Genomic DNA, 18,536 nt, shown 5'->3' with positions numbered 1-18,536 from the left:
ACAAAAGGCGACGCACGGGCCACGGCAGACCACGGGAAGGTCAGGCACACCGCGATGGAACAGACCCAGCCATGCCCCGAGCGCGCAACACCGGAGAAGAGGAGTACCACCGAAACGCTCTATGAGGCCATGTGGGGCTCTCCCATTCCCTTCGCCGTCGTATCGGTCCTGGTGTGTATCAAGGCGGACAATGGCGACTGGTCTTTCGGCAAGGATGTGGCGTGGTGGATCTACCTGGGCGGCTGGGTTCCACTCGCCCTGATGTGTCTGTGGGCGGTGGCCTGGCGGAGGAGTCCGAAGTGGTCGACTGCCGCTGCTGCTGTGGCGCTGCTGGCGGCGACCGGCGGGTTCCAGCTCGCACTCAACGGATCGGCTGCCCCCTGGCACTGACCGCCGACGTGCTCCAACGGTCTGCAGAAGCACCAGCAGGGTGCCCACCAGGGCGAATGCAAGGGGGCCCGGCGTGGGGCGGAATCGCCCGCGTCGCGCGGCCGGTCGCGTCACAACGACAGTGCCCCGACCGCTGAGCGCGGAGGCCGCCACGGCGAGCATCAACGAGGCAACTTCACCCACGACTTGATACCTCGCTGCGGCGCGCTCGCCTCGCTGACGCCCCACTCCCCGCCCCAGTCGTCCACAACGGCAGCAAGCAGCCAGAGCGCCCGCCGACGCCGCGTCTCGCAGAGCGTGGCCAGGTCGGGTGCGGTGTGCTGCGGGTGCTGGTCCCAGACGAGGAGACGGACTGCGTCATCCCGTTGACGCAGGGATACGTAGAGCTCCTTTCCCGGGCTCATTCTGACGGTGACCGCGACCAGCTCGTCCACGGCATGCGTGGCCGGCCAGACGTACGGGGCGAGCCCGTACGCCTCCAGCGCGGCGGCGACCACGGTCCGGCCGATGAACGCGCTACGAACGTCACCGGGCAACGTGAAGCTCAGCCCGAGCCCACGCCCGGAGTGACGCTTCGAGCGCAGGTAGGGCCGGGGGTACGACTGCGGCTTCGATTGCGGGGTGGGGTGCGGATACGGGTGCGTGAACGGGACCGGCATACGTGTCTCGGCGGCGGCCGGACAGAGTGCGGCGATCGGAGATGAGTGCATGGCTGACTCCCCTGATGCGGGTGGTGAGTTGGCGGTGTCTCTCGTTTCGCGTGGGCGCGCACGGGTGGCTCACGTTGTTGTGTTGTGGACGAGCAGTGGCCTGTCTCCCTGACGCGGGACCACCCCTCCCAGGGCAGGAGGTTGCGGGCAGGACCGCGTGATGCACTTCCGGCTCGTCGACACTGAGTGAGCGGTGCGTGACCCAACGTAGCGCAGCATTGGCACTCGTGTCGCCGAACTGGAGGCAATTGCCTCCCATCTGTTGGACTGGACACCCCGTACAACGGCAGACTGTGCCCACAGTCCGTGGAAAAGAGGGCCCATGCCGAGCAGTTCCACTCCGACAGAGCGCCAGAAGCGACTCGGCGCCGAACTGCGCAAGATGCGCGTCGCAGCCGAGGCAACTACCGCATACGCGGCCGGTCTGCTGGGCATCGACCGGACGAAGATCTCCAACATGGAGGGCGGGGTCCGTCCGATCGCACCCGCACGCGTTCGCACCCTGGCCTGCAACTTCGCCTGTGCCGACACCCTTTACGTCGACGCACTCGTCGAGATGGCGGAGCAGCGCCAACGTGGCTGGTGGGAGCAGTACAGGGGCACACTCCCGTCTGGCCTCCTGGACATCGCCGAGCTTGAGTGGCACGCGACGCGCATCCGTACTGCGCAGACCGTCCATCTTCCCGGCCTGCTCCACACCGACGGATACGCACGCGCGGTGTTCGGTGCCGTTCTGCCCGAGCTGTCCCGCCTGGAGATCGAACTGCGGGTCGCACACCGCATGGAACGGCAGCAGGTGCTCGACCGCGATGCTCCCATCGACTACGTGGGCTACGTCCACGAGGCCGCCCTGCGCATGCAGTTCGGCGGCCGGGACGTCACACGCGAGCAGCTGTTGCATCTGTGCGAGATGTCGGAACGCGAGCACGTCGATGTGCGGGTGATCCCGGTGGACCGAGGCGCATTTCCCGGAGCCGGGCACGCACTCCTCTATGCCCACGGCGTCGTTCCCCGGCTCGACACCGTGCAGCTCGATTCAGCTCATGGCCCCGAGTTCATGCACGCGGATGCGCAGCTGACCAAATACCGCGCACACCTGGACTGGATGGAGGATGCCTCGCTGCCTTCCGCCGAATCCCGGGACTTCATTCGCGCCGTCTCCCGCCAACTTTAAGGAAGTTCAGCATGCCTGAGATCGACTGGGAAGAGCCGTACTGCGGCGAGGGAAACAACTGCTTCAGGCTCGGCACGGACATAGATGGCAACGGGTTCATCGCCGTACGGGGCGAGGAGGATCGTTACCTCGTCGACAGCCGCGAAGCGCTCCAGCAGATGATCCGCGACATCAAGGCCGGCAAGGCCGACCACCTGCTGTAAAGCGCAAAGGGCCCGGCACCGCGATGCGCTCGCGGTGCCGGGCCCCTGCGTGGGCGCGGGTGAACCGCCCCGGGCACATGGGGACTCGACATCAGCTCCCGCGAGAAACTGTCGCTTACTCAGGGGGCGTCGCGGCGGCCGTAGACGTAATATCCGGCGCATGCCAGGACTACGGAGAACACGCAGAAGACCAACAAACCGGGCCCCGGCGACAGGTCCGTCCCGACCAGCGACCGTATGAATCCGGCGTCCTCCCCCGCAGGCTCCGCGCTGAGCATCGCCGCCCGGGCAGCACCGAACGGAAGCCAGTCCGAAACACCGCCAAGCCCCGGCACCATGCCGAGAACAAGGCCAGCGAGCCGCTCGCCCAGAAGCGGCCACAGCACCAACACGAGTGCCGTTCCGACCCGGCTGCGTATCAGGGCGGCTGCAGATACGGCGATCACTGGCCAGCAGCCCATGACGACGAGGTAGCGCAGCAGCGGAGGGGTCATGCTCCCCCAGCCCGGCTGTTCGATCCCCCGAAGGCTGAGCGTCAGCGCACCCACCGCCATGCCCAGCACGGTGCAGGCAAGCGCCAGTCCAGCCCCGACCGCCGCCCCGAAGAAGAGCTTTGCGGCGAATGCCACGCCGCGTGTTCCGGCTACGAGCCAGGTGGTCCGGGCCGCCCCACGGGAGAACTCCACGGTGATCGTCCCCGCACCGAACACGAAGATCAGAAGAGCGATCAGTGGCAGTTGCATGGCCACGGGCGAGAACTGAAGGGCGTCGGTCACTGCGTCGACGGCTGGCACGGAGTCGCCTCCGTCGAATCCGACACCGAGGCCATTGGCACAGCTCAGTAGTCCGAGCACGGAGATCAGAGCCCATGTCGATCGCAAAGAGGTCAGGTGGCGGGACTCGAAGTGCACGGCCCGGATGAACGCCGTACCGATCGGCGTCGGAACCTTCGCCGCCAGGTCACCCGGATAACGTGAGGCCCGACTCATCTTGTTCGCCTGGGTCCGCGCACTCATCCGGCCTTGAACTCCTGTTCCGCCACCGACAGATAGAACTCCTCCAACGACTGCGCCTGCTCGTCGAGCCAATGCACCGCGATGCCGTGATCGGCAGCGAGATCACCGACCTGAAAGCGGTTCAGCCCAGCGATCCGGATCTGGCCCGGCCCTGCAGGTTCCACCGTTGCGCCCTTTCCCCGCACCACTCGCGCCAACTCGTCGGAGCGCGGGCTCTGCACGTTCACGATTGAGCCAAGACGTTCCCTGATGTCCGCGATCGAGGCTTCGGTCACTACTTTGCCGCGAGACAGCACCACGACGCGGTCCGCCATGTGCTCCATCTCGGTGAGCAGATGGCTTGAAACAAGAACGGCGCGCCCCTCCTGCGCGAGCTCGCGCAACATGTCGCGCAGCCATCGGATGGAGTGCGGGTCCAGCCCATTGGCCGGTTCGTCCAGGATCAGCACCGGCGGATCTCCGAGCAGCGCCTGCGCAATCCCCAACCGCTGCGCCATCCCAAGCGACAGCCCGCTGAGCCGCGCTCCGGCCGTGGCCGTGAGTCCAACCTTGTCCAACAACTCGTCCACCCGGCTGTCCGGCGCACCCACACCTGCCGCGACCATCCGCAGATGCGCTCCGACCCGGCGCTTGGGATGTCCCGCGACACCACCCAGCACCGCCCCCACCACCATTGCGGGTGAACGCCACTCAGCGAGTGGCCGCCCGAGGTAGGTGGTCCGACCCTCACCTCGGGTGAGGCCCAGCATGACGCGGATGACCGTCGTCTTACCGGCTCCGTTCGCACCGAGAAAACCGGAGACCGTACCGGCGGCCAATGACAGCGACACACCGTCCACAACCGCTTTGTCGCCGTAGGTGCGCCGTAGATCCGTTGCCTGCACAAGCGGTTCCCGGTCTGTCCGCGCAGCAGAAACCATTTTCGCCAAGGCCAAGGCATCAGCCATGGTTTGCCCAGAACACAACACCCATGATCAAGAGAATTCCGCAGCCGAAGACCGCACCGATCCCAGGATTTCTGCGCTGCGCGATGACCCGGCCAAGCATCCCTAGAACCGGAATCCAGCCAGCCAGATAAACAATCCAGGCGACTTTCTGCATCAATGGACTGGTATCCACCTTGAACAGCACCCATGCCACAAACACAAAAAGTGCCGGTGTAGCCCACAGGTTGCGCTCGATCGCTTCCTGACGTTCCGACAACGAAATCCTCCTGGATCAATGAGATCGTGCCCCCCTCCCTCCCGGAAGGGGGACACGATCCACCTACGGCTTTACTAGAAGTTGCTGATCAAGTACGAGATAACCTCGTCTATCACGTAAGCAGGCGCAGCCTTGATGGCCCACTTCAGCGGGTTCCAATTGGACAGACTGTCAACCCACTTCTTGAAGGCCTTGCGCCCCTTCTTCGCGGCCTTGATCGCAGCCTTTCCGTACTTGCTCTTGACTATCTTGTTGACCAGCTTCTTGGCTGCGCCGCCGATGCGCTTCGCTCCGACATCGCTCTGCGTACCAGGGGATGTCGAACCGGCATCGACCGACGAGCCGACACTCGACGCGCCGGCGGGCAGTGCGACGCCAACTTGCACTGCCCGTACAGCTGGAGCGGAAGACACGCCCCTGGAACGATTGGCGTCCGCCGCCGATGCAGCCGGGGCCGCAGCACCGAGCGCGAATACCACAGTGAGTGCGGCAGCGGCCGTGCGCATCTTGTTGTGCATCAGTACTCCTCCTGCTCGCCAGGAGGCACGGTGATTCAGAGAGCAGCACGCGAAGCACCATGCCCTGGCCGGAATTTCCGGCCGGCGAGATGGAGTCTCCAACGCTCTCTGCATTTCCCACTATTGGACCTTGGGGAGGTGACCCAAAGGGCATTGCCCTGCAGGGCAGATCAGCTCGTGATGGGCATAGGCGAACAATGCCGCTTCCAGCCGCGAAGACACGCCGAGTTTCCCCATGACGCTGCTCAAATGGGCTTTTACAGTACGCTCCGCAATACCGAGGCGCCGGGCAATCGCTCGATTCCCGGCAGCTCCTCCTATCAACACGAGAACCTGGCGCTCACGGCCAGTCAACAGCGATGCTCCCGCCGGATCACCGGGCACGGAACCAACGCTTGCTCTTGCAGTGATGTGCGGATCTATACCCGTTTCCAGGGCATCCTGCGTGGTCAAAGCAGATACACCTCCCCCATGGAGCGCCACGAGCGGCGCCCCGCCCACCCTAATCCATCTGTTCGCACCGGGAAAGGAGAATGTCAAACCACAGGGGACATATCCGACGCCTGCCGCGCCTCCGGCGCCCACTAGTCAGCAAACAAAGGGAGGGTGTCTAAAATATTGGCCAAATTTCACCCACCCTGAGACTCCTTCACTGCTTTGCAGCAAATAGATCGGCGGCGTTCCGCCTGAGGCGGAAGCCGCGACCTGCCAGCCAGAGGCTGCCCGCCTTCACCCGGTGCCCCCGAAGCAGCCACTGCGGGCGAGTCGGCAGGCGCACAACGCGCGTGCCCCGCCGACCACCACCGCCACCGCCACCGCCACCGAGAGGAACAACCCGGCTCCGACGGCGGAGCCAGTCACACAGAAGCCCCGCAGCCACACGCGGTCGGCGACGGCAATACCGGTGAGCCCCTGCCGCCGGATCGGTGGACGGCCTCCCATCCGCTCCCCCGACCACCCCGTGGCCGTCAGCGCGGCAGCATCGCCCAGGACTTGATACCTCGCTGCGGCGCGCTCGCCTCGCTGACGCCCCACTCCCCGCCCCAGTCGTCCACAACGGCAGCAAGCAGCCAGAGCGCCCGCCGGCGCCGCGTCTCGCAGAGCGTGGCCAGGTCGGGTGCGGTGTGCTGCGGGTGCTGGTCCCAGACGAGGAGACGGACCGCGTCGTCCCGTTGACGCAGGGATACGTAGAGCTCCTTTCCCGGGCTCATTCTGACGGTGACCGCGACCAGCTCGTCCACGGCATGCGTGGCCGGCCAGACGTACGGGGCGAGCCCGTGCGCCTCCAGCGCGGCGGCCACCGCGGTCCGCCCGATGAACGCGCTGCGGACGTCACCCGGCAACGTGAAACTCAGCCCGAGCCCACGCCCCGAGTGGCCTTTCGGGCGCAGGTAGGGCCGGGGGTACGACTGCGGACTCGATTGCGGGGTGGGGTGCGGATACGGGTGCGTGAACGGGACCGGCATACGTGTCTCGGCGGCGGCCGGACAGAGTGCGGCGATCGGAGATGAGTGCATGGCTGACTCCCCTGATCCGGGTGGTGAGTTGGCGGTGTCTCTCGTTTCGCGTGGGCGCGCACGGGTGGCTCACGTTGTTGTGTTGTGGACGAGCAGTGGCCTGTCTCCCTGACGCGGGACCACCCCTCCCAGGGCAGGAGGTTGCGGGCAGGACCGCGTGATGCACTTCCGACTCGTCGACACTGAGTGAGCGGTGCGTGACTAACTGTAGGGCATTCAGGAGTACGTGTACTACGTTTCGGGTGCATCGTCGGCCGGTGGACCTTCAACCGACCGGAGAGGCAGACTGTGAGCAATTCCGGGCAGCAGGGGAGACAAGGATGCCGCCGAGAAACGCACCGACCGAACGTCAGCGCCGCCTGGGGGCAGAGCTCCGGAAGATGCGCACAGCCGCCGACATGACTACGGAGGCTGCGGCTCGCGCTCTCGCCGTGCCACGCACGAACATCCCGAACATGGAATCCGGCCGCTCCGGAATCAGCGCCGCGCGTGTCCGCGCCATGGCCGCGACCTACGGTTGCCGTAACGAGGCGTTGATCGACGCTCTGGCCGCCATGACGTCTCGACACCGCTCGCCCTGGTGGGCCGCGTACCGAAATTCACTCCCCGCAGGCTTCCTCGATGTGGCTGAGATGGAGTGGCACGCCCGCCGCCTGAGGATCGCCCTGACGGTTCACATGCCGGGCCTCTTCCATACCGAGGAACACGCCCGCGCCGTCTTCGAACACGTCATTCCGCCGCTCGCCCCGGACGACATCGAAGTACGCATGGCCTTGCGCCTGGAGCGCCGCCAAGTCCTGGACAGGACTCATCCTCCGTCGATCGAGCTGATCATGTACGAAGCGGCACTGCGCACCCAGTTCGGCGGGCCGAAAGTGGCGAAGGCGCAGCTCCACCACATCCTGGAGATGTCTGAGCGCCACGACGTGACCGTGCACGCCATTCCCTTCAGCGCCGGAGGATTCCCCGGCGCAGGGCAGTCGGTGATCTACGCCGAGGGCCCGGTGCCGGAACTCGACACCGTAGAGCTCGACAGCACCCACGGCCCAGAGTTCTACGACTCCGACCAACAGTTGCGCAAGTACCGAGCCCAGCTCGGCGCCATGCGTGAAGTGGCCCTGAATCCAAGCCAGTCCCGCAACTTCATCCTCGCCATCGCCAACGAACTTTAGGGAAGCTCGCCATGCCTGAGATCACTTGGGAGACCCCGTACTGCGGAGAGGCAGCGAACTGCTACCGGATAGGAACCGACGAACAGGGCAACAGCTACATCGCCGTCAGCGGCTCGGAGGAACGCTTCCTCACCGACAGCCGCGAAGCGCTCCAGCAGATGATCCGCGACATCAAGGCTGGCAAGGCCGACCACCTGCTGTAAAGCGCAAAGGGCCCGGCACCGCGATGCGCTCGCGGTGCCGGGCCCCTGGTGTGGCGCGGTTCCTCAGGAAGACGTGCCGCGCGGGAAGGAAACCTCCACGCGGCGGTTCTTCTTGCGGCCTTCTTCCGAGCTGTTGTCGGCGATCGGGTACTGCTCGCCGTAGCCGCGGATCTCGAAGGTGACGGTCGATCCGAGGTCCTTGACCAGTACCGCCTGCACGGCGTTGGCACGCTGCTTGGACAGCACGTCGCCGTGGGCCGACGAACCGAGGTTGTCGGTGAAGCCGAAGACGCGCACCTTGGTGGCGTTCTGCTTCTTGATCTCGGCGGCGATGGCCGCGATACGGGAGTTGGCCGCGGAGCTCAGCTTGGCGCTGTCCTTGCCGAAGAGGACCTCGGCCTGGAGTGCGAACTTGATGCTCGCGTTGCTGTCCTCACGACGCTCCTCGCCGCCCATGTCCTCGACCACCTGGACGATGTCGAGAACCTTGGCGGGGGCGAGTGTGCCGCCCTCGGGCATCTTCAGGTCGGGGTCCTTGGGGTCGAGCTCGACCGGGGGCACCGACGTGGCCTCGGTGCCGGGGGGCACGCTCGGGCCGTCGTCGGCGAGCGCCGGGGTCGCCCCGAACAGCGTGGTGCTCGCGACGACCACGGCTGCCGCGACGGTGAGTCCGGCAGCGCCGATGGGCTTCAGTCGGGTTCGGGTCTGGGTCATGTCGGCCGTCACCCTGAGATCTTCAAGGAGGTCGTTGCGAACGTCGGCAGGTTGAAGTCGACCTCCGTCGTCGTGCTCGGAGGTGCCGGGAACTGCATGAAGATCGGGGTCGACTCCCCCGGCGACACCGGGAGGATGTTGGTGGTGCAGAGACAACGGCTCTCCGTGTCCCGGAGAACGTAATACCGCTTCTTTCCTGCCTTGTCCACCAGCGTCGCACCGGCCACGGAGTTCGGGTTCTTCCCGGCAACCGCGGTCTCTGGACCGGCCCATGAACCGGAGTTCTGCGTCCGGTCGCTCACGTTCTTGATCTCGCCCTGAACCGTGACGAATCCTCCGGAGTCACGCTTCACCTGATTGATCACGAGAGTCAGTCCGCTTCCCCTGATCTCGGCGAGCTTCACATTCGGGTCCACGTTGTCCCCAGCAGCGGTGTCCTCCTTCTTGGCCGCCTTGTCACCGTCCGAAGGCTTGGACGGCTCGGAGGACGGCGACGAACCGACATCGTTCGTCTTCTCGCCACCACCGTCAGTGCCGCAGCCCGCGACGGCCAGAGCCAGGGCCGCTGCCAGGGAGACGGCAGCCACTGCCCTTCGGGACTTGGTGGAGCACCGAATGCTCATGGATTCTGATTCCTTTACTCGTCGTTCGCCGTCAGTTGTCGACCAGGTGCACGTCGTAGAGAATCTTGCTCACCTTTGCCCAGGGCTTTGGCTTGGCGGGCTCGATTTCGAGCATCTCGCCGCCCCTGCAGGTGAAGAAGTACATGTCCTGGACGCCGTCGTCATTGAAGTCCACGGACTCCCAGTCGGGGCAGCGAAATTCGATGACAGCGGTGGCCTTGGCCTCACCGACCACGTTCTCCGTATCGCGAACGACCGGCGAGTCCACCGAATCATGCCCCTTGACCTCAACCCTGATCCGGTCCCGTTGACCACCGAGCGTCGGATAACAGCCCGTGACGGTTGCCCGATTCGCCGAGGCGAGCCCATAAGCCGCAGGGCAGCCGAGAATCGGGTGGGCATTAAGAAAAGGGTCCAGCATCTTCCCGGGCAGCGAAGCGTAGAACGGCGCCCCGAACTGCTCGCGGGTCGACTGCGCGGCAGCCAGGGCCGCAGCGTCCGCGGCCCCCTGGGCTCCATTGCGCAAGGCCGAGGCCTTGCCGACGGCAAAGAATGCGAACGCGAGGAAGAGCAGGCCCGCCACCATCGCTACGTAGATGGGGAAGGCCTGCCCTGCATCGGTACGAGTGCGACGCCTCATTACTTGGTCGCGATGGTGCCCACCAAGCCCTTGATCTTGTCGCTGATCGCGGAGCCGATACCGGTCGCCACGATCGCACCGATGATCGCCACGACCACCAGGATGATGCCCAGGTACTCGAACGCCGTCTGGCCGCGGTCCATGTTCTCGTAGCGCTTCTGCATCCGGCTCACGGCGGTGTTGGCCCAGCCGTTGATGCGAACGGCGGTCTTCAGGGTGATGTCCGACATGGTGTTCCCCTCCGGGTTCGGCCGACCGGTAGCCGGCCGACTCGCACGTTTCCTGGGTGCCGCCTGCGGTACCGGCTTCCTCCTGGCCGGTGCCGCTGGCGACATGAGAAACATACGGCGACGCGCCACGCTCGCCGGAGGGTCCCAGGGCCCATTCCCGGGCCCAAAGCATCAGTTGGGCCTCTGATGCCGGTGCGTGCGGGGCCCCACGCCCCGCACCCGTCACCGACGAATCGTTCTCCCGCTCAACCACGATGACCACCGGCTCCCCGCGTCCCCGGTCCCGCCGTGGGAGCCGTGCCTAGCCAGCGGGCGATGGCCTCGCTGCGGCTCGCACTGTGCAACTTGGTGAAGATGCGGTTGATGTGGTTCTTGACCGTCTTCTCGCTGATGAAGCAGGTGGCGGCGATCTGCTGATTACTCATACCGGACGCGATCAGCTCCATGACCTCCACCTCCCGCGAACTCAGCCCGAACTGCCGCCTGTTGAGACCATCACCTGGCCCCCCGGTCATGGAAGACTGTGCCACAACTGGTTGCAGATGCGAAAGACCCTGAGATGACTGGACAGGGCGCGGCGCAGGTGGAGACGGTTCGGGCTTGGGCGCGTGTGCAGGCGCACCGTGTTGCTGAACGGAACTCGGGGCGTGGCCGTCGTAGCCGGACCCCTGGGACGGAACGCCCGTGGTCAGAGCCGTCCCGAGCCCCTCGGGAAGCGGTCGTCCCTGCGGGCCTGGGCCCTGACGCATGTGGGCCAGCAAGGCGTTGGCCGCGGTGGCGGTGAAGTGGGCGCGGCCGTCCTTCGTGTCGCGTACGGCCCGCACCAGCTGGTCTGCCGTGAATTCGCCGTGGACCAGATAACCGCCGGCGCCGAGGCGCAGGGCCTCGTGGACGATCTCGCTCTCGCGGCTGTACGTCAACATCATGACCGGTGCGACCCGTACGAGGTGGGGCAGTGCGGAGATGCCGTCGACGCCGGGCATACGCACATCGAGCAGGACGACGTCCGGGCGGTGCAGTACGGCCATGTCGTAGGCCTGGCGGCCGTCCGCGGCCTCCGCGACGACCTCGATGTCGTCGCGGCCGGAGAGCAGGACGCCCAGGCCGGCCCGGACCACCGGGTTGTCGTCGGCGACGACGACCCGCAGAGCTCCGGGCACGGTTATGGGCGGCGCGGGGAAGGGAGGCATGGACTCGGATGCCGCGGACTGCTGGGGGACAGGGGTGGTGAGCGCATACGAGCTGCGCTCCGGGTCAAGCGGAGTGACGTGCGAGGACGTGTGCGGGAAGGCGTGGTTCTGCGCTGCCCGGTTCTGGCCCGACACGCGGGAGATGTCGTCCGGCATCTGCGACCTCCTCTCAGGGTGTCATGGGGGGTGAGGGTGGAGTAGGAACTGTTCGGTTCGACTGCTGTTCAGCTGAGTTGCTATCCAATTGCGGGGGCATCGAGAGCGGCGATCGGAAGTTCCAGGCGTACTTCGGTGCCCTTGGCCGCCTGCCCCTTCCCGATACGGATGCGGGCGCCGATGGATGCGGCGCGTTCAACCATGCCCACCAGGCCGAAGTGGCCGGCGTGGCGAAGGTCGTCCAAGGTGATTCCTGCGGGCAGACCTCGTCCGTCGTCGTACACGCTGATGCGCAGGACATCGCCCTTCACGCCTGCGAGTACGACGAGGTAGGTGGGTTGTGCGTGGCGGTGGGCGTTCTCCATCGCTTCGGAGGCGATGGTGAGCAGCTGACGCGCGACCGCCTGCGGGACGTGCGGGATCGGTGCCTCGTCGAGGAGTCGGAAGGTGGCCGTGAGGCCCTGACGCAGGGTGAAGTCTGCGGCTCGGGCGCGAAGTTCGCGTACTACGTCCACGCCTCCGTCGAGTCCGGACTCGCGGCGCAGGTCGGAGAGGAGCTCGCGCGACTCGGCGGCGGCCCGGCGGGCAGCGCGGGCGACCAGTTCGGCCTGGTGCTTGACGACAAGCGGGTCCACGCGGTCGGAGGAGCGGGCCAGACCGTCGGCGGCCAGGGCCAGACCGTGCAGGGTCTTGGCCACCGAATCGTGCATCTCCCGGGCGAGTCGGGTGCGTTCGCCCTCGATGGCCTCGTTGACGGCGAGCCGGGCCCTGGTCTCGGTGAGGGCCTGGCTCGCCGTCCCGAAGCGGAGGAGCAGATTGCGCAGGGTGACGCCGACGGCACCGGCGATCACGCAGAAACCGGGGAGCAAGAGCGCCGTGGCGTCGGCGGGCTGCAGTTTCGGGTTGGTTCCGTACACCCCGAGGACGATGACGATCTGGAGTGCGGCGAAGACCGCCGCCCCGCGCCAGCCGTAGACAAGTCCGGCCAGCAGGGGGGTGCAGACGGTGACATAGGCGAGGGTGGACTCGGGACTGGCGGTGATCAGCAGCAGGGCGCCGAAGAAGGCGTCTATGCCAAGCAGCCAGGGGTGGCGCAGGAGTACGGGGCCGAAGCGATCCCAGTCACGGAACAGGACGTACGAGCCCATGAACGTGACGAGGATGGCCGAGCCGATCAGCCAGGTGGCCGGACCCGACGCGGTGTGGCCGATCGCGAACGGTGTGGCTATGGCAATCATCGCGAGCCGGAAGCCGAAGACCTGTCGGCACATTGCCTGGAGGGCATTGAGCTGGATCGCGAACGCCGGGCGTGATCCGGGATCGGTGATGGCCCGGCGCACCTCCGTGTTCAGTCCGGTCTGGATGCTGCCGAGTTGGAAAGACATGAGCCTGTCACCTCCCTCTGACCGTCCTGCCCGCCGTCCGCGTCGTTCACGTCATCCGCCCGTGAGGAAGCTGATGTCGACGTTGGCCCCGTAGACGAAGCCGACGGTCAGCAGCACCAAGGTTCCGGGAAGAAGGAACGTGGTGACGGCGAAGGTCGCTTTGGGAACGGCCCTGGCCGCCTTCCGACGGGCATTCTGGGCGTCCGTGCGCCGCATGTCGTTGGCAATCTGGATCAGCGTCTCGACGATCGGCGCACCGAGCTCCTCGCCCTGCTGGAGCGTGGTCACGAACATCGCCACCTGCTCCGAGTCATTGCGCTTGCGCAGCTGCTCGAACGCCTCGCGGCGGCTGACGCCCATGTCCATCTGGCGCAGGGTGATGCGGAGTTCGTCGGCCCAGGGGCCCTCGTACTTCTCGGCGACGCGCCCCAGGGCCTGGCGGAAGCCGAGGCCCGCCGACACGACGACGGCGAGCACGTCGAGGAAGTCCGGGAGCGTCCGGTCGATGTGGTCGCGGCGGACGCGGACCGCCGACCAGAGGCCGACCTCCACCCAGAAGATACCGAAGGCGATCAGCACCAGGGAGAGAAAGAGCTGCTCACGTAGGATCATCGTGAACGCACCGAGCCCGCCGAGGGCGCCGTAGACGGCGCGACGTGCGGCGTAGCGGTCGAGGGTCAGACCGCCCGGGTTACCCGCCATGTCGATCTGGCGGCGCTTCTTGTTGACGGCCTTCGGGCCCATCATCCGCAGGACCGCGGGGGCCCAGCGCATGCCCAGCCGGTCGATGCCGGAGCCGACCGCGCTGGTGCGGGTCGCGCCGACCTCCAGAGCGATGGCCAGGTCACCGGGGAGCTTCGCGTCGGCCCGGTACATGCGGATGCCGGCGATGGCGCCGTACACGGCCAGAGCCATGCCGCCCGCGAGCAGCAGGTCCATGTGTGCCCCGCCCATCAGACGTCGATCCGGGACAGACGGCGGATCACGATGAATCCGATCGCGTAGAGGGTAATCGCGATGACCACCGCGACCTGGCCGATGAAGGCACCGGTCATACGGTCGAGGGCACCGGGCATGACGGCGTTCATCAGGAGCATGGCGCCCAGGCCGAAGATGGGGACGGCGTAGGCGGTGACGGTGACCTGGGACAGCTGGGTCTTGACCTCTCGCCGGGTCTCCTTGCGCTCCTCCAGCGTCTCGGTGAGGTTGCGCAGGGAGCTGACGACCGTACCGCCGGCCCGGTTGGACAGGACCAGGGTGGTGACGAGGACGACGAGTTCGCGGGAGGGGAGCCGGTCGGTCAGCTCGCTCAGCGCGTCGTCGAGAGGTTCACCGACGGCGAGGCGCCGGGAGACCCTGGCCAGTTCCTCGCCCGCCGGGTCCTCCATTTCGTCCGCCGCCATGCCGATGGAGGTACGCAGCGCCAGGCCTGCCTGGGTGGCGTTGGCGAGGATGCGGGCGAGCTCGGGAAGCTGGTTGATGAAGCGTTCGGTGCGCTTGGTCCGCTCCCAGTTCAGGAAAGCGTTGGTGCCCCAGAGGCCGATCAGGGCGGCGACCGGGCCGAAGAAGCTCGCGAGTATCGACGAGGCGATCATCCAGAGCCCGGCCATCGCTGCGAGCGCGCAGACGAAGAACTCACCCGGGGTGATGTCGAGGCCGGTGGCGGCCAGCTTCAGTTCGAGCTTCCGGCCGAGGCCGGTCCTGCGCAGCCTGGAGTCGAGACCGCGGAACCGGCGGTGCCGCCCGGTCTCGGGGATGTGACCGGTGTACGACAGGCGGTCCACCATGGCGTCCCGGTCGGCCTTGCCGCCGGAGTAGGCGTGCAGGCCCATGACGCCCGTGACGCCGCAGAGCAGCGTGGCACCGATGCTGAGAAGAGGAAGATTCGTCATGGCACGTACCTAGTTGGCCTCTCGGGTGGCGAGCTGTTCGGCGGATTCGGCGACCCCGAAGGCCTGCGGGACGGGCTGGCTGGCCATGTAGAGGCGCTCGGCGATCTTGCGCGGGATCGGGAGGTAGTTGAACTCGCCGTTGATCCGCCCCTCGGCGTCCATCGGCTGGGCGTCGAACTTGGCGACGGTCACAATGCGGTAGGGATCGCGCCCGTGCGAGTCGAGGACGGCGATCTCGGTGATCTTTCGGGAACCGTCGGCGTGCCTGGTGAGCTGGACGATGACGTCGACGGCGCTGTTGATCTGGTCGTGCAGCGCCTCGAACGGGATCTTGATCTCGGACATCGAGGCCAGGGTCTGCAGACGCATGAGCGCGTCCTCGGCGTTGTTGGCGTGGACGGTGGCGAGCGAGCCGTCGTGACCGGTCGACATCGCCTGGAGCATGTCGAGCGATTCGCCGCCACGGACCTCACCGACGACGATGCGGTCGGGGCGCATACGCAGGGAGTTGCGGACCAGGTCACGGATGGTGATCTGGCCCTTCCCCTCCACGTTCGCCGGCCGGGACTCCAGCCGGATGACGTGGCTCTGCTGGAGCTGGAGCTCGGCCGAGTCCTCGATGGTGACGATGCGCTCGCTGTCGGGGATGAGGCCGGAGAGCGCGTTGAGGAGGGTCGTCTTCCCGGTACCGGTGGCTCCGGAGACGATGACGTTGAGCTTGGCCTGGACGAGTCCGGCCAGGAGGATCAGCATCTGCTCGTCGAGCGAGCCGACATTGATCATTTCCTGGAGCGTGAAGGCCCTCGGGAACCGTCGGATGGTGAGCGTCGCACCGGTCAGCGACAGCGGCGGGATGATCACGTTGACACGTTCACCGCTGGGTAGACGCGCGTCGACCATGGGGTTCTGCTCATCCACACGACGGTTGACCGTCGACACGATGCGCTCGATGGTCTGCATCAGCTGCTCGTGCGAGCTGAAGCGCATGGGCAGCTTCTCGACCTTGCCGCTGCGCTCGACGAAGATCTGGTCCGGCCCGTTCACCATGATTTCGGTGATGGACGCGTCTTCGAGGAGCGGTTCCAGGATGCCGAGGCCGAGGGCCTCGTCGACGACCCGGCGGATCAGCTGGGTGCGTTCGACGGTCGAGAGAACCGGTCCTTCGCGGCTGATGATGTGGCTGAGCACGCGCTCCAGCCGGGCCCGCCGGTCTGCGGCGGCGAGCGAGGACATCTCGGCCAGGTCGATCTCTTCGAGCAGCTTGGCGCGGTAGGACGCCACCATGTGGCTGTCCTCCCGCGCCCCGCCGTTCTTCTCGGGGGCGGTCATGCGTGCCCGCAGACTCATTGCGTAACTCCTCGCTCAGACGTGCTTGTAGTGCTCCGGTCGTGCGATGCGGACCCCGCTCACCCTCGCGGCATGGTGGAACTGCGCTTGGCCCAACCCCAGTCGTCGATCCCGGGCACAACGGAGGGGATCCTCACGCGAGTGGTGTACGTCACTTCGCCGGTCCCGCCGTGTCGGCTGAACTTCGAGTTCTTGTAGCTGCCGAGCCAGTCACTCATCGCCTCGCGCCCCGCCCGCTCGGAATCCCCGCGCGGCACGTCCTGGCTGGCGGAACGCGCCGCCGTGCGGGCGCCGGTGCCCGCCTGGTTGGCGGCGTACGCGGCAACCCCCAGCTGGATCGCGAAGAGACCCACCAGAAGCATCAGCGGGATGAAGCCCATGTACTCGATGGCGACCTGCCCGCGGTCACGGCGGGACCCGGCGGTCCTCCGGCCCGGTGTGTGCGTGCGCATGCTCATCGCTCGGCCTCCAGCGGCGACGCGGCGTTGCCCTCGATGGTCATCGGCAGGTTGAAGACTCCGGGCACCAGGACCGGCACCCGCAGCTTCACCGTGGCCTTGTACAGCCCGGACGAGTCATCGCAATTCGTCCGCTTCATCGCCTCCCGCCACACCTTCGGCAGGTTCTTCTCGGCCGCTTCCCGGCAGGCGCGGCCCCGCGAGCCCTCCGAGATGGCCCCCGAGTGCGCGGCCTCGTCCGCCGAGTTCCCCGCCAGGGAGAACGTGTAGCCGATCAGCGCGCACTGCCAGAGCGCGACGCACAACAGGATGATCAGCGGCGTGACGCCCAGAAACTCGATCGCGGTCTGACCGCGATCACGCCCCCGGCCGAGCAGCCGGGCGCGCATCCGTCCCTGTGTCAGGTCCCGCTCGGGCAGATCCGCCGGGGCGGCGTCACCGTAACGCCTTCCCCGTATCTCCGTGTCTTTCGTCTCGGTAAGTGCCATTGGTCAACTTGCCCCCTAGGTCGTCAACGGTTCCGGGAGTCGCCGTCACGGTCGCGTCGGCGGCCGATCGAGCCTCGGTCGTTCTTGAACTTCGCGCCGCTCTTCGCGCCGTTCTTTTCCGCCTTCTCAGGAACCTTGACGATGCCGAGCTCGCCCGCAAGGGCCCAGAGGGCCTGTTTGACCGTGCTCTTGGAGTCGAGTTCGTGCAGTCGGCCCGCGTCGACGACGGCCTGGAGTTCCTTGAAGTTCGCGGGGACCGCAGTGTTGGCCGTGCTGGTTCCGGTGATCTTCTCGATCAGCTGCGGCTGGATCTCGGTGTTGCGGATGAAGCGGTTGACAAGGGTGACCGTGTCCTCGGCCTTGCGGATCTGGAGCCGTTCCCACATCCGTACGACCCGCTTCGCACCGCGCACCGCGATCACATCGGGTGTGGTGACCAGCAGTGCCGTGTCGGCCATCTCGATGGCCGCCGCGCTGGCGCCCTGGAGCTGGCTGCCGCAGTCGATCACCACGACCTCGTAGCGCGAGCGCAGGGCGCTGACGATCTGCCGGGCCGAGCGGTCGCTGACCTCCTCGGCGCTCTCGCCCTCGCTGGGCGCCAGGAGCAGCGCCAGGCCGGTGCCGTGGCTGAACACGGCGTCGGACAGGACGCGCGGCGATATGTCGGTGATCGTCGACAGGTCGACGATGGAACGCCGGAACTGCACATCGAGGTAAGAGCCGATGTCACCGGCCTGGAGGTCCAGGTCGACCAGGGCGACGTTGCGCCCGGACGTCTGGGCCGCCAGGGCTATCTGTACGGCGGCGACGGTGGTCCCGACGCCGCCCTTCGCGCCGCTGACGGTGATGACCGTACCGCCGGGGCCGGTGAAGACATCGGCGCCGGTGGTCAGGTGGCGGCGGACGCCGACGGACCATTGGGCCGCGGATTGAACCCTGCTGGCCAGTTCTTCGTAGCTGAGGGGGAGGGTGACGACGCCTCGCGCACCCGATTCCATCGCGGACGCGAACAGGCCGGGGGTGACATCGGCGGTGATCAGCACGACCCCGATGGCGGGGAAGCGCAGGGAGACCTCCCGGATCAGTTCCAGGGCCGGCACCGGTCCGATCCGCTCGTGGACCAGCACGACCTCGGGCAGATCGTCGAGCGATTCGCCCGCGAGCCGGGCGAGGGTGTCGATGAGCTGTGTCGAGTCGGTGACCGGAGCGGCCGGCTCGGCGTCGGGGAGCTGGCTGAGCAGGGTGGTGACGGATCTGGCCGCGTCGACGTCACCGACGGCCGGGAGGATCCTCGTGGTCATTCGATC

Annotated in this window: 25 protein-coding genes; 5 read left to right on the top strand and 20 right to left on the bottom strand. The window is 66.8% G+C overall.

Annotated features, from left to right (window positions below; all coding sequences use genetic code 11):
• Positions 1-54 precede the first annotated feature (54 nt).
• Positions 55-390 (top strand): hypothetical protein, encoded by a 336-nt coding sequence (locus ACFV8T_RS34045; RefSeq protein ID WP_385335125.1) that lies wholly within the window; start codon positions 55-57, stop codon positions 388-390.
• A gap of 161 nt (positions 391-551) precedes the next feature.
• Here ACFV8T_RS34045 and ACFV8T_RS34040 read toward each other — a convergent pair whose 3' ends face one another.
• The gene (locus ACFV8T_RS34040) at positions 552-1,100 is read right to left on the bottom strand and encodes an ATP-binding protein (RefSeq protein ID WP_385335123.1); all 549 of its coding nucleotides are present in this window, start codon (positions 1,098-1,100) and stop codon (positions 552-554) included.
• A gap of 322 nt (positions 1,101-1,422) precedes the next feature.
• Between ACFV8T_RS34040 and ACFV8T_RS34035 the strand changes: the two genes are divergently transcribed.
• Both ACFV8T_RS34035 and ACFV8T_RS34030 read left to right on the top strand, forming a co-directional pair.
• A complete protein-coding gene (locus tag ACFV8T_RS34035) occupies positions 1,423-2,274 on the top strand; it encodes a DUF5753 domain-containing protein (RefSeq protein WP_385335121.1) in 852 nt (283 codons plus the stop codon).
• 11 nt (positions 2,275-2,285) lie between these two features.
• Positions 2,286-2,477 carry a hypothetical protein gene (locus ACFV8T_RS34030; RefSeq protein ID WP_385335119.1) on the top strand — a complete coding sequence of 64 codons (192 nt, stop codon included), beginning with the start codon at positions 2,286-2,288 and terminating at the stop codon, positions 2,475-2,477.
• A gap of 119 nt (positions 2,478-2,596) precedes the next feature.
• Here the strand turns inward: ACFV8T_RS34030 and ACFV8T_RS34025 are convergent, their stop codons facing one another.
• The 7 genes from ACFV8T_RS34025 to ACFV8T_RS33995 form a co-directional block, all read right to left on the bottom strand.
• Positions 2,597-3,493, bottom strand: coding sequence for a hypothetical protein (locus tag ACFV8T_RS34025; RefSeq protein ID WP_385335117.1), 897 nt, complete (start codon positions 3,491-3,493; stop codon positions 2,597-2,599).
• Positions 3,490-4,440 carry an ABC transporter ATP-binding protein gene (locus ACFV8T_RS34020; protein WP_385335115.1) on the bottom strand — a complete coding sequence of 317 codons (951 nt, stop codon included), beginning with the start codon at positions 4,438-4,440 and terminating at the stop codon, positions 3,490-3,492. The genes ACFV8T_RS34025 and ACFV8T_RS34020 overlap by 4 nt, the downstream gene beginning before the upstream one ends.
• On the bottom strand, positions 4,433-4,696 hold the full coding sequence (locus tag ACFV8T_RS34015) for a hypothetical protein (protein WP_385335113.1): 264 nt from the start codon (positions 4,694-4,696) through the stop codon (positions 4,433-4,435). Before ACFV8T_RS34015 ends, ACFV8T_RS34020 begins: the two co-directional genes overlap by 8 nt.
• 74 nt (positions 4,697-4,770) lie before the next feature.
• Complete coding sequence (locus tag ACFV8T_RS34010; protein ID WP_385335111.1) at positions 4,771-5,214, bottom strand: hypothetical protein; 444 nt, start codon at positions 5,212-5,214, stop codon at positions 4,771-4,773.
• A gap of 120 nt (positions 5,215-5,334) precedes the next feature.
• Entirely contained in the window at positions 5,335-5,667 is a 333-nt protein-coding gene (locus tag ACFV8T_RS34005) for a response regulator transcription factor (RefSeq protein WP_385335109.1), read from the bottom strand.
• A 276-nt stretch (positions 5,668-5,943) separates the two neighbouring features.
• Positions 5,944-6,156 carry a hypothetical protein gene (locus ACFV8T_RS34000; protein ID WP_385335107.1) on the bottom strand — a complete coding sequence of 71 codons (213 nt, stop codon included), beginning with the start codon at positions 6,154-6,156 and terminating at the stop codon, positions 5,944-5,946.
• A 26-nt stretch (positions 6,157-6,182) separates the two neighbouring features.
• On the bottom strand, positions 6,183-6,731 hold the full coding sequence (locus ACFV8T_RS33995) for an ATP-binding protein (RefSeq protein WP_385335105.1): 549 nt from the start codon (positions 6,729-6,731) through the stop codon (positions 6,183-6,185).
• A 320-nt stretch (positions 6,732-7,051) separates the two neighbouring features.
• Here ACFV8T_RS33995 and ACFV8T_RS33990 point away from each other — a divergent pair, with 320 nt between their 5' ends.
• Together ACFV8T_RS33990 and ACFV8T_RS33985 are read left to right on the top strand one after the other, a co-directional pair.
• Positions 7,052-7,903 (top strand): helix-turn-helix domain-containing protein, encoded by an 852-nt coding sequence (locus tag ACFV8T_RS33990; protein WP_385335103.1) that lies wholly within the window; start codon positions 7,052-7,054, stop codon positions 7,901-7,903.
• 11 nt (positions 7,904-7,914) lie between these two features.
• Entirely contained in the window at positions 7,915-8,106 is a 192-nt protein-coding gene (locus ACFV8T_RS33985) for a hypothetical protein (protein ID WP_383075409.1), read from the top strand.
• A 63-nt stretch (positions 8,107-8,169) separates the two neighbouring features.
• Here the strand turns inward: ACFV8T_RS33985 and ACFV8T_RS33980 are convergent, their stop codons facing one another.
• From ACFV8T_RS33980 to ACFV8T_RS33925, 12 genes are all read right to left on the bottom strand, one after another.
• Complete coding sequence (locus ACFV8T_RS33980; protein ID WP_385335101.1) at positions 8,170-8,820, bottom strand: OmpA family protein; 651 nt, start codon at positions 8,818-8,820, stop codon at positions 8,170-8,172.
• Between the two features lie 8 nt (positions 8,821-8,828).
• Positions 8,829-9,443: a hypothetical protein gene (locus ACFV8T_RS33975; protein ID WP_385335099.1), complete on the bottom strand. Its 615-nt coding sequence runs from the start codon at positions 9,441-9,443 to the stop codon at positions 8,829-8,831.
• A gap of 31 nt (positions 9,444-9,474) precedes the next feature.
• Positions 9,475-10,083, bottom strand: coding sequence for a pilus assembly protein TadG-related protein (locus ACFV8T_RS33970; protein WP_385335097.1), 609 nt, complete (start codon positions 10,081-10,083; stop codon positions 9,475-9,477).
• Entirely contained in the window at positions 10,083-10,313 is a 231-nt protein-coding gene (locus tag ACFV8T_RS33965; RefSeq protein WP_385335095.1) for a hypothetical protein, read from the bottom strand. Before ACFV8T_RS33965 ends, ACFV8T_RS33970 begins: the two co-directional genes overlap by 1 nt.
• Before the next feature lie 245 nt (positions 10,314-10,558).
• Positions 10,559-11,659, bottom strand: a complete 1,101-nt coding sequence (locus ACFV8T_RS33960; protein ID WP_385335093.1) for a response regulator — start codon at positions 11,657-11,659, stop codon at positions 10,559-10,561.
• 80 nt (positions 11,660-11,739) lie between these two features.
• Positions 11,740-13,044 carry a sensor histidine kinase gene (locus tag ACFV8T_RS33955; RefSeq protein ID WP_385335091.1) on the bottom strand — a complete coding sequence of 435 codons (1,305 nt, stop codon included), beginning with the start codon at positions 13,042-13,044 and terminating at the stop codon, positions 11,740-11,742.
• Positions 13,045-13,095: 51 nt separating this feature from the next.
• The gene (locus ACFV8T_RS33950; protein WP_385335177.1) at positions 13,096-13,983 is read right to left on the bottom strand and encodes a DUF5936 domain-containing protein; all 888 of its coding nucleotides are present in this window, start codon (positions 13,981-13,983) and stop codon (positions 13,096-13,098) included.
• 14 nt (positions 13,984-13,997) lie between these two features.
• Positions 13,998-14,936: a type II secretion system F family protein gene (locus ACFV8T_RS33945; protein ID WP_385335089.1), complete on the bottom strand. Its 939-nt coding sequence runs from the start codon at positions 14,934-14,936 to the stop codon at positions 13,998-14,000.
• Positions 14,937-14,945: 9 nt separating this feature from the next.
• Complete coding sequence (locus ACFV8T_RS33940) at positions 14,946-16,283, bottom strand: CpaF family protein (RefSeq protein WP_385335087.1); 1,338 nt, start codon at positions 16,281-16,283, stop codon at positions 14,946-14,948.
• A gap of 59 nt (positions 16,284-16,342) precedes the next feature.
• Positions 16,343-16,741: a TadE/TadG family type IV pilus assembly protein gene (locus ACFV8T_RS33935; RefSeq protein WP_385335085.1), complete on the bottom strand. Its 399-nt coding sequence runs from the start codon at positions 16,739-16,741 to the stop codon at positions 16,343-16,345.
• Entirely contained in the window at positions 16,738-17,229 is a 492-nt protein-coding gene (locus tag ACFV8T_RS33930) for a TadE family protein (protein WP_385335083.1), read from the bottom strand. Before ACFV8T_RS33930 ends, ACFV8T_RS33935 begins: the two co-directional genes overlap by 4 nt.
• Positions 17,230-17,252: 23 nt before the next feature.
• Positions 17,253-18,530 carry a CpaE family protein gene (locus tag ACFV8T_RS33925; RefSeq protein ID WP_385335081.1) on the bottom strand — a complete coding sequence of 426 codons (1,278 nt, stop codon included), beginning with the start codon at positions 18,528-18,530 and terminating at the stop codon, positions 17,253-17,255.
• Between the last annotated feature and the right edge of the window lie 6 nt (positions 18,531-18,536).

The sequence above is a fragment of the Streptomyces sp. NPDC059832 genome, from assembly GCF_042731715.1.
Lineage (GTDB): Bacteria > Actinomycetota > Actinomycetes > Streptomycetales > Streptomycetaceae > Streptomyces.
The sequence above is the reverse complement of the archived record's forward strand: the minus strand, read 5'-3'. Positions and strand labels throughout refer to the sequence as shown.

Bases quoted from the DNA above. Each gene is read 5' to 3' on its own strand.
- ACFV8T_RS34025 (WP_385335117.1), bottom strand. From the start codon at position 3,493: ATGAGTGCGCGGACCCAGGCGAACAAGATGAGTCGGGCCTCACGTTAT.
- ACFV8T_RS33995 (WP_385335105.1), bottom strand. From the start codon at position 6,731: ATGCACTCATCTCCGATCGCCGCACTCTGTCCGGCCGCCGCCGAGACA.
- ACFV8T_RS33935 (WP_385335085.1), bottom strand. From the start codon at position 16,741: ATGAGCATGCGCACGCACACACCGGGCCGGAGGACCGCCGGGTCCCGC.
- ACFV8T_RS33980 (WP_385335101.1), bottom strand. From the start codon at position 8,820: ATGACCCAGACCCGAACCCGACTGAAGCCCATCGGCGCTGCCGGACTC.
- ACFV8T_RS34020 (WP_385335115.1), bottom strand. From the start codon at position 4,440: ATGGCTGATGCCTTGGCCTTGGCGAAAATGGTTTCTGCTGCGCGGACA.
- ACFV8T_RS33975 (WP_385335099.1), bottom strand. From the start codon at position 9,443: ATGAGCATTCGGTGCTCCACCAAGTCCCGAAGGGCAGTGGCTGCCGTC.
- ACFV8T_RS33985 (WP_383075409.1), top strand. From the start codon at position 7,915: ATGCCTGAGATCACTTGGGAGACCCCGTACTGCGGAGAGGCAGCGAAC.
- ACFV8T_RS33930 (WP_385335083.1), bottom strand. From the start codon at position 17,229: ATGGCACTTACCGAGACGAAAGACACGGAGATACGGGGAAGGCGTTAC.
- ACFV8T_RS33960 (WP_385335093.1), bottom strand. From the start codon at position 11,659: ATGCCGGACGACATCTCCCGCGTGTCGGGCCAGAACCGGGCAGCGCAG.
- ACFV8T_RS33970 (WP_385335097.1), bottom strand. From the start codon at position 10,083: ATGAGGCGTCGCACTCGTACCGATGCAGGGCAGGCCTTCCCCATCTAC.
- ACFV8T_RS34010 (WP_385335111.1), bottom strand. From the start codon at position 5,214: ATGCACAACAAGATGCGCACGGCCGCTGCCGCACTCACTGTGGTATTC.
- ACFV8T_RS34040 (WP_385335123.1), bottom strand. From the start codon at position 1,100: ATGCACTCATCTCCGATCGCCGCACTCTGTCCGGCCGCCGCCGAGACA.
- ACFV8T_RS33950 (WP_385335177.1), bottom strand. From the start codon at position 13,983: ATGGACCTGCTGCTCGCGGGCGGCATGGCTCTGGCCGTGTACGGCGCC.
- ACFV8T_RS33990 (WP_385335103.1), top strand. From the start codon at position 7,052: ATGCCGCCGAGAAACGCACCGACCGAACGTCAGCGCCGCCTGGGGGCA.
- ACFV8T_RS34045 (WP_385335125.1), top strand. From the start codon at position 55: ATGGAACAGACCCAGCCATGCCCCGAGCGCGCAACACCGGAGAAGAGG.
- ACFV8T_RS33955 (WP_385335091.1), bottom strand. From the start codon at position 13,044: ATGTCTTTCCAACTCGGCAGCATCCAGACCGGACTGAACACGGAGGTG.
- ACFV8T_RS33940 (WP_385335087.1), bottom strand. From the start codon at position 16,283: ATGAGTCTGCGGGCACGCATGACCGCCCCCGAGAAGAACGGCGGGGCG.
- ACFV8T_RS34000 (WP_385335107.1), bottom strand. From the start codon at position 6,156: ATGGGAGGCCGTCCACCGATCCGGCGGCAGGGGCTCACCGGTATTGCC.
- ACFV8T_RS33945 (WP_385335089.1), bottom strand. From the start codon at position 14,936: ATGACGAATCTTCCTCTTCTCAGCATCGGTGCCACGCTGCTCTGCGGC.
- ACFV8T_RS33925 (WP_385335081.1), bottom strand. From the start codon at position 18,530: ATGACCACGAGGATCCTCCCGGCCGTCGGTGACGTCGACGCGGCCAGA.
- ACFV8T_RS33965 (WP_385335095.1), bottom strand. From the start codon at position 10,313: ATGTCGGACATCACCCTGAAGACCGCCGTTCGCATCAACGGCTGGGCC.
- ACFV8T_RS34035 (WP_385335121.1), top strand. From the start codon at position 1,423: ATGCCGAGCAGTTCCACTCCGACAGAGCGCCAGAAGCGACTCGGCGCC.
- ACFV8T_RS34030 (WP_385335119.1), top strand. From the start codon at position 2,286: ATGCCTGAGATCGACTGGGAAGAGCCGTACTGCGGCGAGGGAAACAAC.